Source organism: Arthrobacter sp. MAHUQ-56 (genome assembly GCF_019710585.1).
GTDB lineage: Bacteria > Actinomycetota > Actinomycetes > Actinomycetales > Micrococcaceae > Arthrobacter.
On record NZ_JAIFZQ010000016.1, the window covers coordinates 324,198 to 339,329 of the forward strand.

The following is a 15,132-nucleotide window of genomic DNA, read 5'->3' on the forward strand; positions in this document are numbered from 1 at the left end:
CAGGCCTGGGGGCCTGTGGTCCCATGGGACATACCGTCGAGACAACGCGCGGTCAGCCACGTGGTGGAGTCAGTCAATTGGGCAAGCATTGGGCGCCGGGCAGGGGCAAGCCGGAACAGGGTTCTTTTCCCCCTGTCGCGCGTGCAGTGGCCGCCGCGGGCGTGCTGGCCGCATCGGTGGCCGCAGTCAACCTCGCGGCAGGTCCGGAAGGAGCCGGCCAGGCGGCGGGTTCTGTTTCCCGCGCCGGAACAAGCCGTGCCGCCGCGGCCCCGGCAGGCGCCACAGCGCAGGAATCAGCCAGCGCCCCGGAATCGAATTTGCTGCAGCCCTCTGAAGCTGCCCCCATGGGATCGGACCAGGTGGGAGCGGGACAGTTGGCGGCGCCCGTCCTGTCCGACCCCCACGCGGTCCTTTCCTTTCCCCACCCGACGGTCGGCACCTTCGGGGATGGCGGATTCCCAGGACTGGCGGTGGGCCCGGCCGGGGTTGGCAGGCCTCCCACCGGGTTCCTGATGGCACCGTTGCAGGTCCTTTACCCGAGTTCGCCGTTCGGATTCCGGATCAGCCCGCTGAGCGGATTTGCGGGAGACTTCCACCTGGGACAGGACTATGCCGCGCCATGCGGGGCCACGGTTTACGCGGCGGATTCGGGCGTCGTCAGGGCGGCGGGCTGGCACCCCTGGGGAGGCGGCAACCGGGTGGAGATTGACCACGGCGATGGCCTCGTCACCACCTACAACCACCTGGAATCGATTGGCGTACGTACGGGTGACAAGGTGCAGGTCGGGCAGGCCATCGCACAGGTGGGTTCCACGGGCTGGTCCACGGGCTGCCATCTGCACTTCGAGACCATCGTCAAGGGCCGGTATACGAATCCCTTGGGCTGGAGCTTCCTCACGCTGCGGGCCGTGGGACAGTTGCTGCCAGACCATCTGGTTGCGTACGGGCCCGGTGGAAATTCCCTCTCCGACGGCAGGGTCAGCTGGACCATCCCACTGCCGATGTTGCCGGACGTTGGATCCCGGGCTGTGGATTCCCACATGTGGGATTCGACGGCGGCACCACCTCCGGCGACGGGCATGGCGTTCCCGTCCCCGACGCCCTCGCCCAGCAGTCCGTGGGCGGCTGAGCCCTCGCCGTCGCCCTCACCCTCGCCAACTGAACCATCTCCTTCAACCAGCGACCCATGGCCATCGCCCACGCCCACTGAGCCTTCGCCTTCACCAACTGAGCCGTCCGAGCCGCCGGCGCCTACCACTGAGGAACCGGCGCCGTCGCCTACCACTGAGGAACCGGCGCCGTCGCCTACCACTGAGGAGCCGGCCCCGTCGCCTACCACTGAGGAACCGGCGCCGTCGCCTACCACTGAGGAACCGGCGCCGGCGCCTACCACTGAAGAGCCGGCGCCCTTGCCCACCACTGAGGAACCGGCCCCAGCGCCTACCACTGAGGAACCGGCCCCGGCGCCCAGTGAGCCTGCGCCGTTGCCCACCACCGAAGAGCCGGCCCCTGCCCCCGCGCCTATCGAAACGGCCACGCCCATAGAGACAGCCAGCCCCATAGAGACAGCGACGCCCACAGAGACGGTGACCCAAACAGCGCCCAGCCAGGAAACTTCCAGCCCGGACCCGTACGTAGACGCCACGGCAACGAACAGCACGTATGAAGAACCTGCCGGAGACACGACGCTCGTCACCCCTGTACCCGATTCCACTAACACTCAATGACGGCACGGGGACTGAGTTCGGACAGTTCAGGGGAAAGGTGGTGATGGTGGTCAACGTGGCGTCCAACTGTGGATTCACTCCGCAGTACGCAACCCTTGAGTCGCTCTACGCCAGGTTCCGCGACCGCGGCTTCGAGATCCTGGGCGTACCCTGCAACCAGTTCGCGGGGCAGGAGCCCGGTACGGACAGCGAGATCGCCGGGTTCTGCGAGCGCAATTACGGGGTCACATTCCCGCTGACGGCCAAGGCGGATGTGCGGGGCAGGAACCAGCACCCGTTGTATGGCGAGCTTACGAAGTTCAAGGCCGGCCTGCTGCCCGGCCTGGTGAAGTGGAACTTCGAAAAGTTCCTGGTGAGCCGCGACGGCGAGGTGGCGGCAAGGTTTGCCCCGGCAGTGCAACCGGACTCGCCCAAGGTGCTGGCAGCGATCGAGGAATTACTCTGCTGATAAAAACGACTACGCCGAATCAAGTATGAATATGCGCAGTTTTACGAACTTTTTCCACATCAGCTCCGGCGATTTACCCCAAGTTTGCCAAATGTCTGATTGGATAAAGATTACTGAAGGGTAGAAGGGAAGAACGGCTTCCCACCGACCACAGAGGCAGCAATGGAGCACATCGAGGCCGAACATCCCCGGCCACGCCACTTCCTACTCCACCTGAGCGACCCCCACTTGTTGGGAGGTGCAGAACCCCTCTACGGAACCGTCGACAGTGAAGCGCGGCTCATCCAGCTCTTTGACGAAGTGAAGGCCTCCGGCGCGCGGCCGGAAGCCGTGATCTTCACCGGAGACCTCGCGGACAAGGGCGACCCCCAGGCCTACGTCAAGCTGCGGGCCATCGTGGAGCCCGCCTGCCGGGACCTGGGTGCAGAGGTCATCTGGGCCATGGGCAACCACGACGACCGCGCCAACTTCCGCATGGGCCTGCTGGACCAGCCCGGCACCGCCGAACCCGTGGACCACAGTTACTTCATCAACGGGCTGCGCGTCATCACCCTGGACACGACCGTTCCGGGCTTCCATCACGGCGAGGTGAGCCCGGAACAGCTGGACTGGCTGGCCCGGCAGCTGGAAACTCCAGCCCCGGACGGCACGATCCTGGCCCTCCACCACCCGCCCGTGCCCTCCGTGCTGGACCTTTCGGTGCTGGTGGAACTGCGGGACCAGGCGTCGCTGGCCGCCGTAGTGCGGGACTCCGACGTCCGCACCATCCTGGCCGGCCACCTGCACTACTCCACCACGGCCATGTTTGCCGGTGTTCCCGTCTCGGTCGCCTCGGCCTCCTGCTACACCCAGGACCTCAATGTTCCGGTCGGAGGTACCCGCGGGCAGGACGGCGGGCAGGCCTTCAACCTGGTGCACGTGTACGAGCACACGATCGTGCACTCCGTGGTTCCGCTCGGCACTTCGCCCACTGTTGGCGAGTACGTGTCACCGGAGGAAACGGCGGCACGCCTGGAAGCTGCGGGGATCCAGATTCCGGAGACCACCAAGCAGCGCGGCGGCGCCCGGCTCGGCGCGCCCACGAGGCGCTAGCGAAACCGGGCGCCAGCGAAAAACAGGCGCCAGTGAAACCGGGCGCTAAACCCGGCGCTGGAGACTAACCACACAGGACAGTGCGGCGCGCCAGGGAGGCGCGCCGCGCTGTTGTGCCGGCGATCCGGTTACTTCTCCCAGGGCGCCTTGATCGGGAAGTACTTCTCCAGGAAGTCGGTCACCACTTCGGCGCGCTCGTCGGCACTGACCTCCGGGAAGCTGCCGTCGTTGAGGCAGAAGAAGTCCATGTTCCGCTTGGCCAGCAGCTTGGGCAGGTACTTCAGCCCGGCCCGCATGGTGGTGTCAACGTAGCGGACCTTCGCCGCCGTCTGCGTGACGGCCCGGCCGGTGAGCAGCGCGTAGTAGTGGTAGAAGGAATTGGTGACGGAGATGTTGTCCGCTGCACGGAAGCGGCTGGCGGCCGTCTTCCGGAACTCCTCCGGGAATTCCTCCTCCATCTGGGCCACCAGGCTGCGCCGCAGGGGGGCGGCGGTGTGTTCCAGGTGGCGGGTGGTGATCCGGCCGAACCGGTTCCACAGGAGCTTGCGGTTCACCCGGGCAGCGTTCTCGAAGCCGCTGCGTTCGGCGTCGTTCTCGCCCAGGCCGATCCGGGTCTCCGCCTCGATGAACTTGGTGATGCCGCCGGGGGTGAAGAACATGTCGGGGCTGACGGGACGGCCGAAAAACATGTCGTCGTTGGAGTACAGGAAGTGCTCGGACAGGCCTTCGATGTGGTGCAGCTGGCACTCCACGGCCTGGGAGTTGTGCGTGGGCAGCACGGAGGGGTCGGCGAAGAACTCCTCGCTGCGCACAATGGTGACCGAAGGGTGTTCCGCCAGCCAGGCCGGCGCGGGGGAGTCCGTGGCGATGAAGATGCGGCGGATCCAGGGGGCGAACATGTACACGGACCGGAGCGCGTACTTGAGTTCGTTGATCTGCCGGAACCGGGCTTCATGGTCGTCGCCCTCGCCCAGGACCACGCCCTGCTGCTGGGCGCGGCGCGCGGCAATATATTCCGGGGAGCTGCCGTCCACCCAGGAGAACACCAGGTCGATGTCGAAGCTGATATCGCTGGCGTGGTCGGCGAACATGTTCTCGATGGTGGGCCAGGTGTGGCCGTAGCGCTCCACGGTGCCGCGGACGGCGTCCTGCCGCAGCAGGGTGCGGCGGGTCAGGGAGTTCTCGATGGGGAGGATCAGCTGTTCACCTTCGAAGGACCACAGCTCGATCTGGACGCCGGCTGAGGCGCCGAACTCAAAGCCGCCCACCGGTTCCACGCGGGGACGGTAGAGGCGGAAGATGCGTGCCTGCCGGTTGGAGGACAGCTCGCCGTCGGCCACCAGGACGGACGTCTTCTTCTTGGCGTCCACCGTCATGGAATAGAAGGGTTCGTCCCGGCAGGCTTCCACCAGGGCTGCGCGGAGCTTCTTCCGGTCCTTCCAGTCCAGGGCGATGACCGGCCGGTCGTTGTTGCCGCGCACCAACAGGTATGCCAGCTCCGCGTTCACCAGGATGTTGCGCACGAACAGCAGGTCTTCCACCATGGCCTGGTAGGGGGTCCTGGTGTCGTTGATCAGGGCATAGCGGCCCTTGTGCCGCACAACATCGGGGCGGTGCTTCAGGCGCTGCTCAGCGGCCGCCGAGGTGATCTCGGAATGGAATTGTTCCTCTACGGACGCTTGGCCGCCGTAATAGACTTCGTCCTGGACAGGTGCTTCTGTAATGGGATTCTCCGTGCTGGTGGAAGTGTTCATTCTTACCTGCATGATAGTCCTGCCCGGATAACGGCAGGTTTCGGGCGCTGTCCGGGACCAGCCGCAGGTGCCGGCCCACCGGCCGGCAGGAGAAACGTACGACGGCGGGCGGCGGCTTAGATGCCCAGCGCTTCCCGCCAGCCGCGCAGGAAGGCCCCTCCGGCGTCGTCATGGATCACCGAGGCCTCCAGCCCAAGGTCCGCCGCCGTCAGCACCTGGTACGGCTTGCTGGGCACGCCGTCCGCCGGGCGGACGTCCACGTGCTTCACGGCATGGTCGTTGTGGTGCAGCCAGTCGGCCATCGCATAATCCGTGCGGGAGTCTCCCACCGTCCGCCAGGCCTGCGGGGTGATGCCCTGCGCGGCCAGCAGTTCCACCGCCCGGCTGGCGCCGAGGTCCTTGCCCAGCCGCACCGACTCAATGTCCGTGGAGATGATGGTGGGGTCCACGCGGTAGTCCACGTCGTCGTCGGAATTCGGTGCGTGGTGGTCCAGCCGGACCACGCCCAGCCCATGGCGGCCCATCAGCTCCATGGCGTCCGCGTCGAACAGCTTCTGCTCGGCGAGGTACTCGGCGCTGGGCACGCCGATGTGCTGCTCCACGGACACCATGGCCCGCTTGGTTTCGTCGAAGAACATGTGGGCCGAGTAGTCCTCCGCCACCAGGCGGCGGATGTCGTCACCGTAAGCGGCCGGCACGGCCAGCTCCCGGTCAACGTGGACCGGGCCGGGGCCGGTGGAGGTGTAGCTGAACCACACGGCGCCCTTTTCGCAGATGGCATGGATGACGGTCCCGGCCGGGATCCCTGCCGCGATCATCGGCTCCATGACCTGCTCGCGGATGAACGCGTCCGAGCGGCCGGTGTTGAAGATGACGGGAATGCCGGCTGCGGCGAGGGCCACGAGGTCCGCAATGATGTCCGGTTTGACGTCCCTGGTCACGGGGCTTGCCACCGGCCCGTCCACATCCAGCAGGAGTGCCAGCGGGGGCGTCGAGGGCAGGCGGGTTCCGGGCGCGGGCACGGCGGGGGACTCGGAGGCTGTCATGGGTCCATTCTGTCAGCAGCAACCGCAGGTGCCCGGTGGGCCATCGCGAAAGCGGCCCTGGATGACGCATGGTCACTGTTTGGCTACAACCTCCGGCGGGCACGCCCTGCTACTTTCCCTGCGGCTGCTCGGTGCCTAGTGTGGCAGGGTGATATTCAAAGCTGTGGGCGAGGGCCGCCCTTACCCCGACCATGGTTACAACACCCCGAAGCAGTGGGCGTCCCTTCCGCCGCGTCCGGTCCGGCTGGACGAACTGGTCACCACCAAGCGGACCCTGGACCTGGAGGCACTGCTCGCCGAGGATTCCACGTTTTTCGGGGACCTGTTCCCGCACGTGGTGCAGTACCGGGGAACGATGTACCTGGAGGACGGACTGCACCGCGCCGTCCGGACCGCCCTGCACCAGCGCACCGCAATCCACGCCCGCGTCCTGGTGCTCGATGGCTAGGCGGCGGCCCATGGATCCGGACATCCTGCACGGCCACCACGTAGTCAGCGGGCCGGAACTGCGGGCGGCCATGGAGGCGGCCCGGGATGCCGATGAAACCGTCCGGGTGCGCCGCCGCGTGCTGCATGGCGTGGTCCTGGTCCTGCTGATCGGCCTGATTGCGGCCGCCATCATCCTGGCGCTCGCCATCATCAACGGGCGGTTCAAGATCCCGGCTGCGGAAACGGCTCCAACGCCGGTCTCATCCTGCCCGGCGTCCATGTTCGACTACACGCCGAACGACAAGATCAACCTCAACGTCTACAACTCCACCAGCCGGCCCGGCCTGGCCCGCACCGTGGCGGACGAGCTCCTGGCCCGGAAGTTCGTGGTGGGGGCGGTGGGCAACATCAACGCCGGCTATCGGGGTGCGGCAGCCGTGGTGTCCGGGGCTGCCGGGCAGGCGGCGGCCTTCAGCGTGCAGCGCAATATCCCGGGTTCGGACTACTTCCAGGACGGCCGGACGGACGCCAGCGTCGACCTCATCCTCGCCCATGATTACAAGGCGCTCGTCCCGCCGGAGCTGGTGGACCAGACACCCGGCAAGCTCAGCTGCCCCCGGGAAAGTCGGCGGATAGCGGACAGCGACAAGTGGCCGGTCATGCCGACGGCGGCGCCCACCTCCTGATGCCCTCCGCCCCGCCTGGCTGCGGGCTCAGCCGGCCGCTGCTGGAAGGGGGCCGACCCGGACGGGCCGCCCGCCGTCGTCGAACCTGGCGCCGGCGCCGAGCTGGATGAAGCGCACCGTCCGGGCCACGCGCGCCTCCAGCTCCGACGGCTCGTCGCTGCCCCGGGCCGCGCTTGAGGACAGCGTGCCGAGGATCAGCTGCGACTGCTGCCCGACGTCCGCCACGGGCAGGTAGCCCTGCTCCATGCCGTCGCGAAGAATGTCCTGGAGCAGGAGGCTGAGCTCGCCCACATGGTCGGACAGTTTGGCAAAGGACGACGGCGACAGCACCGCACCCATGGCAGGTCCCGGGGGAAGGTGGCGGCGGCTGAGGTCCACCACCTGGGCACGGACGTACAGGGCCAGGCGGTCCACCGGATTCTCCAGCCGGCCCAGCGCGTCGCGAAGGTCGGAGAGGAATTTCTCCGTCTCGTCGAGCGCGTAGGAAATCAGCAGCTCTTCGATGTCCGCGTAGTAGTTGTATACGGCGGTCCGGCCCACGCCCGCGTGCCGCGCCACGTCGGTCATGGTCAGTCCGGGAAGGCCGTGCGAGAACAGCAGCTCGCCGAAAGCGGTCAAGATCCGGCGCTGGGTGCCCGCGCGCTGCTCGGCGTTGCTGGCGGCTGAAATCCTGGGCATACAGACACTTTACCGCGATGTGTCAGTAAACCTAGACGGAACACCCCTCCGGGCCGCATACTTCCGCCTCACCGGAGTTGACCAGCACCAGGGGGTTGGCGTCCTGCCATGCCTGGTTCAGGGCTGCGGTGAAGGTCTGGACGGGCTGCGCGCCGGACAGGCCGAACTTGCGGTCGATGACGAAGAAAGGCACGCCGCTGATGCCCAGGGCCTGGCCCTCGCGGAAGTCGTTGCGCACGTCCTCCGCATAGTTGTCCGTGGTGAAGAGCTCCTCCACCTCGCGGGCCGGGAGTCCGAGGTCCTTGCCGAGCGCCGACAGGTAGTCCCGGCTGCCGATGTCCTCGCCGTGCTCGAAGTGGTCGCTCAGCAGGCGTTCCTTGGCTGCGTCCTGCTTCGCGTGTGCGGCGGCAAGATGGATCAGGCGGTGGGCGGTGAAGCTGTTGGCCACCACCACCTTGTCGAAGTGGTAGTCCAGGCCTTCGCCCTTGGCCTGCTGGGCCACGTGGTCGAACATCTGCGAGACCTGCTGGGGCGCCATCCCCTTGCGGGTGCTCAGGTACTCCAGTTCGGTGCCGTCGTAGTGCTCCGGCAGGGTGGGGTCCAGCTGGTAGCTGCGCCACACCACCTCGACGGCGTCCCGGTGCGGGAAGTCCGCCAGCGCCGACTCGAAACGGCGCTTTCCAATGAAGCACCAGGGGCAGGCAACGTCAGACCAGATCTCAATCCTCATGGTTTCCATAACCGGCCCCGTCGGGACGCCATTCCTGTGCACGCTATGACATCGGGCACATTGGGTCTTGTCTCGGAGCCGTGGCGTGGTAGATAGTCGGAGCAGAGGTCAAGCAGCGGGCCCTTTCATAGCGGAAGCACCGTGGCAAGAGCGCCCCGGTGGAATTTCTGCCCGGCCAGCTGGGGAGCCAGGCCTGTCACCCTGGGAGGCCAGGAATGCGCATTGGACTGGTTTCGGGACCCTGGATTCCCGTTCCACCTGCAACCTACGGCGGCACTGAAAGAGTGGTGGATACCCTTGCCCGGGGCTTCGCGGCTGCCGGCCACGAGGTGCTGCTCGCAGCCCCAACCGAGAGCGAGTGCCCCGTGCAGCTCGTTCCGAACATGCGGCCGGCCGACTATGACGGACTGGGAACCACCATCTCCGAACTCAGCCACGTCACCAGGGCCTACGACGGGCTGCAGGACGTGGACGTCATCCATGACCACACGCTAACGGGTCCCCTGTACATGCACAGGCCGCCCGGGGTGCCGCTGGCCACCACCATCCACGGCCCCATCAATGCGCAGGCTGCGGACATCTACCGGGCTGTTGCCCGGAACGCGGCAGTGGTGGCGATCTCCCGGGACCAGGCCTCGCATGCGCCCGATGTCCCGGTCACGCGCGTCATCCATCACGGAATGGACCTCTCCCGCGTGCCTGTGGGAACCGGCAGCGGAGGCTACCTGTGCTTCGTGGGCCGGTCATGCCCGGACAAGGGATTGGTGGAGGCCATCACCATCGCCCGGGAAGCCGGGATGCACCTCAAGATTGCGGTCAAGATGCGGGAACCGGAGGAGATCCGCTACTTCCGGGAAGTCATCGAACCCAGGCTGGGACCCAACGAAGACTTCGTTGGAGAGGTGGACGACGCCGCCAAGTACCAGCTGATGGGCGAGGCCGTGGCCTTCCTGAATCCCATCCAGTGGTCCGAGCCGTTCGGCCTGGTCATGATCGAGGCGCTCGCCACCGGAACGCCGGTGGTCGGCACACGCATAGGATCCGCCCCGGAGATCGTCAAGCATGGGCGGACGGGGTTCCTGGGAGAGACTGGCGAGCTGGCTGCCCTCGTGCCGGCGGCCGCGGAACTGGACCGGGCGGCGTGCCGGAAAGCTGTCGAGGAGCGGTTCACGGCCGACCGCATGGTGGCTGACCACCTGCGGCTCTACGGCGACCTTATTGAAGGCAAGGCGTTCCCGGGGGTTCCGGATGGTGGCCGGGTGCACCAAAATCTATAGAGGCATCAATGCTTCGCCGGAGTCCCCCGGGCAGCATGCCGCCTGAGAAGGGAGTCTCCCATGACCGCCTGGAACGCAGACAACGAAGCCTCCGTGTCCGATTCGGGTTCGGTCACGGTCCTGGAGGGGTCCTCGTTCTGTATCTCGTCCGGCAGCGGCGACATCAGTCCCGAGGGCGGAACGAACGGCGCGTTCTTCCAGGACACCCGCATCGTCTCGCGCTGGGTGCTGCGCATCAACGGCTCGCTCCGGGAGCCGCTGTCCGCGCAGCGGCCGCATCCGTTCGAGGCCACGTTCGTGGGCCGGGCCAAGTGGCCCGGCGGCAGGTTCGACAGCCCGCTTGTGGTGCGCCAGGTCCGCCACATCGGGCCGGGCATGCAGGACGACATCACGCTGGAAAACTATGCGGCGGAACCCGTCGAGTGCGACATCGAGCTCCTGGTGGACGCGGACCAGGCGGACCTCTTCGACGTCAAGGGTGGACGCACCACGGGACCCGACGACACCACGCGGAGGCTGGACGAAGGGCGGCTGGTCATCGAGGCCTTCCGGCATGGCCAGCAGCGAGGATCCGCCGTGGGCGCCCGGGGCGCGGAGGCCAGTACCGACGGGCTCCGCTTCCACGTAACGGTCCCCGCCAGGGGGAAATGGGCCACCAGCATCATCGTGGTGCCGCTGGTCAATGGGGAGGCGCCGGAGAAGCCCTTCCGCGAGGGGCAGCTGCCGCATCACCGCGAAGGAGTGCGCCGGCACCTTGACTGGGAAGAGGCGGTTCCGCGGATCACCATCGAGGACGCGGGCCTGCAGGACCTGCTCAACCGCAGCCAGAGCGACCTCGGTGCCCTGCGCATCTTCGATGCACACCACCCTGAACGTGCCGCGGTTGCTGCCGGGGCGCCCTGGTTCATGGCATTGTTCGGCCGGGACTCACTGCTGACGTCGTACATGAGCCTGATGGTCAACCCCAACCTGGCGCTGGGCACCCTGCAGACCCTGGCCGGCATCCAGGGCAGGAAGGTGGACCCGGACTCAGAGGAAGAACCCGGCCGGATACCGCATGAGGTCCGGCTGGGCGTCACGGCCGGACTGTCCCTGGGCGGCACGGCGTATTACGGCACGGTGGACGCCACGCCCTTGTTTGTGGCGGTCCTGGGTGAACTGAGCCGGTGGGGCCTGTCCCGGGACAAGATCCGGCCGTTACTGGCGAACGCGGACCGGGCGCTTGAGTGGATCGAAAAATACGGCGACAAGGACGGCGACGGATTTGTCGAATACCTGCGCCCCAACGATCACGGCCTGGTCAACCAGGGCTGGAAGGATTCCTGGGACGGCATCAACTTTGCGGACGGGACCATCGCCGAGGCACCCATTGCCCTCTGCGAGGTCCAGGCCTACGTCTACTCGGCCTACCTCGGCCGGTCCCTGCTGGCCCACTGGGACGGGGACACCGCCCTCGAGCAGCAATGGGCAGCACGTGCGGCAGCCTTCAAGGAGGAGTTCAACAAGAAGTTCTGGCTGCCGGACAAGGGCTACTTCGCCGTGGCCCTGGACAAGGACAAGCGCCCCGTTGACGCACTGACCTCCAACATCGGCCACTGCCTCTTCACCGGCATCGTGGACGAGGACAAGGCCCAGTCCGTGATGGAGCACCTGATGTCCCCGCAGATGTTCACCGGCTGGGGCATCCGCACCCTCGCCTCGGACATGGGGGCCTACAACCCCGTCAGCTACCACAACGGCTCCGTCTGGCCCCACGACACGGCCATGGTGGCCACCGGCCTGATGCGCTACGGCTTCGTGGACGAGGCCAAGCGGGTTGCGCTGGGAATCTTCGACGCCGCAGGGCATTTCGACAACCGCCTCCCGGAGCTCTTCTGCGGTTTTGACCGTGGGGAGTTCCCGGGCCCCGTGCCGTATCCCACCGCGTGCTCCCCGCAGGCCTGGGCTGCCGCGGCGCCGGTCCAGCTCGCGCGGATCCTGCTCCGGTTCGACCCCGTCTTCACCCGCGGCGTGGTGCACCTCGCCCCGATCCTGCCGGAGATCGTCGGTACGTTCCGGGCGGAAAATGTCCTCCTGGACACCAGCCGCGTCACCATCACCGCCGCCGGAACCCAGGGCAGCATCGAAGGGCTGCCACCCGGGCTCAAACTGCTCAGCAAGCCGCGTCCGCCGCTGGCGTACCCGCCTAACGGGGTGGCGGCAGGTGCAGGCCGGGGGTTGAACCAGCCCGGTGCCTGACGGATTCCAGGAGGCCGGCCTGCCCGGCAGGGTCAGGGCAGGGCACGCTCCAGCACGAAGTCATGTTCCACGGTGCTGCCCAGTTGGAAGGACTTGGTGCCCACCTTGCGGAAGCCCGACTTTTCGTAAAAGCGGATGGCGCGCGCGTTCTGGCTGTTGACTCCCAGCCACGCGGCCGCGCCGCCGGCGGCTGCGGCAGCCCGGAGGCTGGCATGCATGAGCTCTGCGGCGGCGCCGAGCCCGTGGTAGTCCGGGTGGACGTAGCACTTGCTGAGCTCCACTGACGGCTGCAGGGTCAGGGCGGACAAAACGTCGGGATCCGCCGCGGCACGGTTCACCAGCAGGCTGTACCCGTTGAGCCGGCCGTCGGCGTCGATCACCAGGACAGTGGTCTCCGGGTCGGCGAGGTAGCGCTGGAAGTGCTTTTCGCTGAGCGTGTTGGCCAGGTGCGCCGCAATGTCCGCAGGTGACGACGACGGCGGGCAGGCCAGCGGAAAGGTGACGGCCGCCAGCTCAGCCAGCGGGCCGGCGTCGTCCGCTGTTGCCTTGCGGATGGTGTGGCTCATGCGGCTTCTTCCTCCTGTCAGGCGGTGATGGTGCGGAGGGGGGACCCGGCGAGCCAGGCGGAGACGTCCTCCAGCGCGCCGCCGTAAAACTGCCGGTAGCTTTCCTGCGTGACGTAGCCGAGGTGGGGCGAGAGCACCGTATTCGGCGCGGCCAGGAGCGGATGTCCGGCGTGCAGGGGTTCCTGGTCGAACACGTCCAGGGCCGCGCCGCGGATCCACCCCTCGTTCAGCGCCTTGACCAGTGCTTCCTGGTCAACCAGCGGCCCCCGGGCGGTGTTCACCAGGATGCCGTCGGGCCCCAGCAGCCGCAGTTCGGCCTCGCCCACGGTGTTTTCGGACCGTTCGGACAGCCGCAGGTGGAGGGTGGCGACGTCGGCGACGGTGAACAGTTCCTCCTTGGACACCAGCCGCGCGCCGGCCCCGGCGGCTGCCTCCGCGGTCAGGTTGGCACTCCACGCCACCACGTCCATCCCGAACGCCTGCCCGTAGGCGGCCACCCGGCGCCCGATCTTGCCCAGCCCCACGATGCCCAGGGTCTTCCCGGCCAGTTCGACGCCCACCGTGGACTGCCACGTGCCGGCGCGGAGCGAGTCTTCCTCGGCGGGCAGGTGCCGGGCGGCGGCCAGCAGCAGGGCCCACGTCAGCTCGGGTGCGGCGTTGGGTGAACCGGGCGTCCCGCATACCGTCACCCCGTGCTCCGCCGCCGCGGCCACATCAATGGAGGCGTTCGCCATCCCCGTGGTGACCAGCAGTTGGAGGGCCGGCAGTTTCTCGAACACCTCGCGCGGGAAGGCGGTCCGCTCCCGCATCGCGACCACGATCGTCGTGTCCGCCAGCGCCGAAACCAGCGCATCCCGGGAAGTAAAGGGTTCACGGTAGGTGGTGACGGTGACGCCGTCGGCCTCCAGGGAAGCCCAGTCGGCGAAAGCGTGGGCCACGTCCTGGTAGTCGTCAAGGATGGCAAGGCGGTGCGGCATGGCGGGTCCTTCGCGGTGTCCTTCGGCCAGGGTCACGTTCATCGTATGGCAGGGCCGGCGGCGGGGGTGCCTGAAACTCCCGCAAGCCGCGGCATGATAGCAATGGGAGTGATGAAACTGCGCCCATTCCCGATTTTGCCCCTGTGAGCGGCCGGCTCCTCTCCCGCGTCCCAAACAGCTGGATCCTGCTGGCCTGCATCGGGCTGCTCGCGCTGAACCTGCGTGGCCCGTTTGTTGCCGTCGCCCCGGTAGTGGACCTCATGCAGGCGGAACTCCATTTTTCGCCGGTCCTGCTGGGCCTGCTGACCAGCATCCCGGTGCTCTGCTTCTCGCTGGCTGCGCCCCTGGCGTCCCTGGCGGCCAGGAAGTTCGGTGCCGAGGTGGCCGTGACACTGACCATCCTGGGGGTGCTGGCGGGTGTGCTCTTGCGATCCGGCGGGGGACCGGTGCTGGTGGTGGCCGGAACCGTGCTGATCGGCGTGGCCATCACGGTGGGCAACATCGCGGTGCCGCTGATCATCCGGCGCGATTTCGCCCCGCGGCGACAGGGGACCGCAATGGGCATCTACACCGCGGCACTGAACATCGGATCCTTCCTGACGTCGGTGGCCATGGCCCCGCTTGCCGCCGCCGCGGGGTGGCGGCTTGCCCTGGGGTCCGTGGCCGTCCTGGCCGTTGCCGCGGTTGCGGTGTGGGTCCTGGCGGTGGGGCCGCGCAGTGCATTCGTGGCGGCCGGCGAGGATGGCCGCAGCAGCACGCAACTGCCCCCGGTGAACGGCGCCGGCTGGATAACGGCCGGACTGACGGCGGGCTTCGGTGGACAGGCGTTTTCCTATTACGGCGTCACGGCATGGCTGCCCAGCTACCTGCATGACGAACTGGCCATGTCCGCTTCGGAAGCGGGCGCGGCATCCTCGATTTTCCAGATCCTCGCCATCCTGGGCGGCCTCGGCGTGCCCTTCGCCGCCAAATACATGAGCACGACGGCGGTGGCGGTCACCCTGGGCACGTTGTGGCTGGCCGTTCCGGTGGGGCTTCTCTTCCTGCCGCAGCTGTGGTGGCTGTGGTCCATTTCCGGCGGGATTGCCCAGGGCGGCGGCATCACCCTGATTTTCATCGCCATCATCAAGCTCGCCCGCGACCAGGCCTCCGCCGGCAGGATGTCAGCCACGGTCCAGGGCCTGGGCTACTGCCTCGCCGCCGTGGCGCCCCCGCTGGTGGGCTTCGTGCACGACTCTTCGGGATCGTGGACCCCGGCCCTGCTGGTCATCCTGGTCTCGGTGCTGACCTTCTTTGCCAGCACCACCCTGTCCGTGCGGAAGGTGCCGAAGGGGCGCTAAGGCAAGACACCGCCGTCGTCCCGCCTCAAGCCCCTGCTCACTTAGCGCAACAAACACGACGACGCCCGCTCACCTTTCTGAGGAAAGTGAGCGGGCGTCCCGGGTTGTCCCGCGTCAGCTGGGGGACGTGGGGTTGCTCCGCTG

14 protein-coding genes are annotated in these 15,132 nt (G+C 67.4%); 8 read left to right on the forward strand and 6 right to left on the reverse strand.

Translation table 11 applies throughout. The features are described 5' to 3' along the window. Positions 1 to 512: 512 nt before the first annotated feature. The 3 genes from K4G53_RS09505 to K4G53_RS09515 all read left to right on the forward strand — a co-directional run bounded on the left by K4G53_RS09505 (position 513) and on the right by K4G53_RS09515 (position 3,267). Positions 513 to 1,727, forward strand: a complete 1,215-nt coding sequence (locus tag K4G53_RS09505; protein ID WP_260323491.1) for a M23 family metallopeptidase — start codon at positions 513 to 515, stop codon at positions 1,725 to 1,727. Beyond that, positions 1,663 to 2,175 (forward strand): glutathione peroxidase, encoded by a 513-nt coding sequence (locus K4G53_RS09510; RefSeq protein WP_221385447.1) that lies wholly within the window; start codon positions 1,663 to 1,665, stop codon positions 2,173 to 2,175. The genes K4G53_RS09505 and K4G53_RS09510 overlap by 65 nt, the downstream gene beginning before the upstream one ends. A 162-nt stretch (positions 2,176 to 2,337) precedes the next feature. Continuing rightward, positions 2,338 to 3,267, forward strand: a complete 930-nt coding sequence (locus tag K4G53_RS09515; protein WP_221385448.1) for a phosphodiesterase — start codon at positions 2,338 to 2,340, stop codon at positions 3,265 to 3,267. A gap of 128 nt (positions 3,268 to 3,395) precedes the next feature. Here K4G53_RS09515 and K4G53_RS09520 read toward each other — a convergent pair whose 3' ends face one another. Both K4G53_RS09520 and K4G53_RS09525 read right to left on the reverse strand, forming a co-directional pair. Continuing rightward, complete coding sequence (locus K4G53_RS09520; protein ID WP_221385449.1) at positions 3,396 to 5,033, reverse strand: stealth family protein; 1,638 nt, start codon at positions 5,031 to 5,033, stop codon at positions 3,396 to 3,398. 104 nt (positions 5,034 to 5,137) lie between these two features. Further along, positions 5,138 to 6,067: a hypothetical protein gene (locus K4G53_RS09525; protein ID WP_221385450.1), complete on the reverse strand. Its 930-nt coding sequence runs from the start codon at positions 6,065 to 6,067 to the stop codon at positions 5,138 to 5,140. A gap of 148 nt (positions 6,068 to 6,215) precedes the next feature. Here K4G53_RS09525 and K4G53_RS09530 point away from each other — a divergent pair, with 148 nt between their 5' ends. Together K4G53_RS09530 and K4G53_RS09535 are read left to right on the forward strand one after the other, a co-directional pair. Continuing rightward, complete coding sequence (locus tag K4G53_RS09530; RefSeq protein ID WP_221385451.1) at positions 6,216 to 6,515, forward strand: type II toxin-antitoxin system VapB family antitoxin; 300 nt, start codon at positions 6,216 to 6,218, stop codon at positions 6,513 to 6,515. Positions 6,516 to 6,525: 10 nt separating this feature from the next. Further along, on the forward strand, positions 6,526 to 7,182 hold the full coding sequence (locus K4G53_RS09535) for a LytR C-terminal domain-containing protein (RefSeq protein WP_260323456.1): 657 nt from the start codon (positions 6,526 to 6,528) through the stop codon (positions 7,180 to 7,182). A 27-nt stretch (positions 7,183 to 7,209) separates the two neighbouring features. Here the strand turns inward: K4G53_RS09535 and K4G53_RS09540 are convergent, their stop codons facing one another. Both K4G53_RS09540 and K4G53_RS09545 read right to left on the reverse strand, forming a co-directional pair. Beyond that, positions 7,210 to 7,860 (reverse strand): TetR/AcrR family transcriptional regulator, encoded by a 651-nt coding sequence (locus K4G53_RS09540; protein ID WP_221385453.1) that lies wholly within the window; start codon positions 7,858 to 7,860, stop codon positions 7,210 to 7,212. A gap of 31 nt (positions 7,861 to 7,891) precedes the next feature. After that, positions 7,892 to 8,590: a DsbA family oxidoreductase gene (locus K4G53_RS09545; protein WP_221385454.1), complete on the reverse strand. Its 699-nt coding sequence runs from the start codon at positions 8,588 to 8,590 to the stop codon at positions 7,892 to 7,894. 215 nt (positions 8,591 to 8,805) lie between these two features. On the opposite strand from K4G53_RS09545, the gene K4G53_RS09550 reads away from it, so the two are divergent. Both K4G53_RS09550 and K4G53_RS09555 read left to right on the forward strand, forming a co-directional pair. After that, positions 8,806 to 9,867: a glycosyltransferase family 4 protein gene (locus K4G53_RS09550; RefSeq protein WP_221385455.1), complete on the forward strand. Its 1,062-nt coding sequence runs from the start codon at positions 8,806 to 8,808 to the stop codon at positions 9,865 to 9,867. 60 nt (positions 9,868 to 9,927) lie between these two features. After that, a complete protein-coding gene (locus K4G53_RS09555; protein ID WP_221385456.1) occupies positions 9,928 to 12,105 on the forward strand; it encodes a glycogen debranching N-terminal domain-containing protein in 2,178 nt (725 codons plus the stop codon). A gap of 32 nt (positions 12,106 to 12,137) precedes the next feature. On the opposite strand, the gene K4G53_RS09560 is transcribed toward K4G53_RS09555, so the two are convergent. Beyond that, positions 12,138 to 12,671, reverse strand: a complete 534-nt coding sequence (locus tag K4G53_RS09560) for a GNAT family N-acetyltransferase (RefSeq protein ID WP_221385457.1) — start codon at positions 12,669 to 12,671, stop codon at positions 12,138 to 12,140. 17 nt (positions 12,672 to 12,688) lie between these two features. Further along, positions 12,689 to 13,648, reverse strand: coding sequence for a D-2-hydroxyacid dehydrogenase family protein (locus tag K4G53_RS09565; RefSeq protein WP_221385458.1), 960 nt, complete (start codon positions 13,646 to 13,648; stop codon positions 12,689 to 12,691). 143 nt (positions 13,649 to 13,791) lie between these two features. Here K4G53_RS09565 and K4G53_RS09570 point away from each other — a divergent pair, with 143 nt between their 5' ends. Further along, positions 13,792 to 14,988: a CynX/NimT family MFS transporter gene (locus tag K4G53_RS09570; RefSeq protein WP_221385459.1), complete on the forward strand. Its 1,197-nt coding sequence runs from the start codon at positions 13,792 to 13,794 to the stop codon at positions 14,986 to 14,988. Positions 14,989 to 15,132 lie beyond the last annotated feature (144 nt).

Coding starts and splice junctions, on each gene's coding strand:
- K4G53_RS09505 (WP_260323491.1), top strand. CDS start 513: ATGGCACCGTTGCAGGTCCTTTACCCGAGTTCGCCGTTCGGATTCCGG.
- K4G53_RS09510 (WP_221385447.1), top strand. CDS start 1,663: ATGAAGAACCTGCCGGAGACACGACGCTCGTCACCCCTGTACCCGATT.
- K4G53_RS09515 (WP_221385448.1), top strand. CDS start 2,338: ATGGAGCACATCGAGGCCGAACATCCCCGGCCACGCCACTTCCTACTC.
- K4G53_RS09520 (WP_221385449.1), bottom strand. CDS start 5,033: ATGCAGGTAAGAATGAACACTTCCACCAGCACGGAGAATCCCATTACA.
- K4G53_RS09525 (WP_221385450.1), bottom strand. CDS start 6,067: ATGACAGCCTCCGAGTCCCCCGCCGTGCCCGCGCCCGGAACCCGCCTG.
- K4G53_RS09535 (WP_260323456.1), top strand. CDS start 6,526: ATGGATCCGGACATCCTGCACGGCCACCACGTAGTCAGCGGGCCGGAA.
- K4G53_RS09540 (WP_221385453.1), bottom strand. CDS start 7,860: ATGCCCAGGATTTCAGCCGCCAGCAACGCCGAGCAGCGCGCGGGCACC.
- K4G53_RS09545 (WP_221385454.1), bottom strand. CDS start 8,590: ATGAGGATTGAGATCTGGTCTGACGTTGCCTGCCCCTGGTGCTTCATT.
- K4G53_RS09550 (WP_221385455.1), top strand. CDS start 8,806: ATGCGCATTGGACTGGTTTCGGGACCCTGGATTCCCGTTCCACCTGCA.
- K4G53_RS09555 (WP_221385456.1), top strand. CDS start 9,928: ATGACCGCCTGGAACGCAGACAACGAAGCCTCCGTGTCCGATTCGGGT.
- K4G53_RS09560 (WP_221385457.1), bottom strand. CDS start 12,671: ATGAGCCACACCATCCGCAAGGCAACAGCGGACGACGCCGGCCCGCTG.
- K4G53_RS09565 (WP_221385458.1), bottom strand. CDS start 13,648: ATGCCGCACCGCCTTGCCATCCTTGACGACTACCAGGACGTGGCCCAC.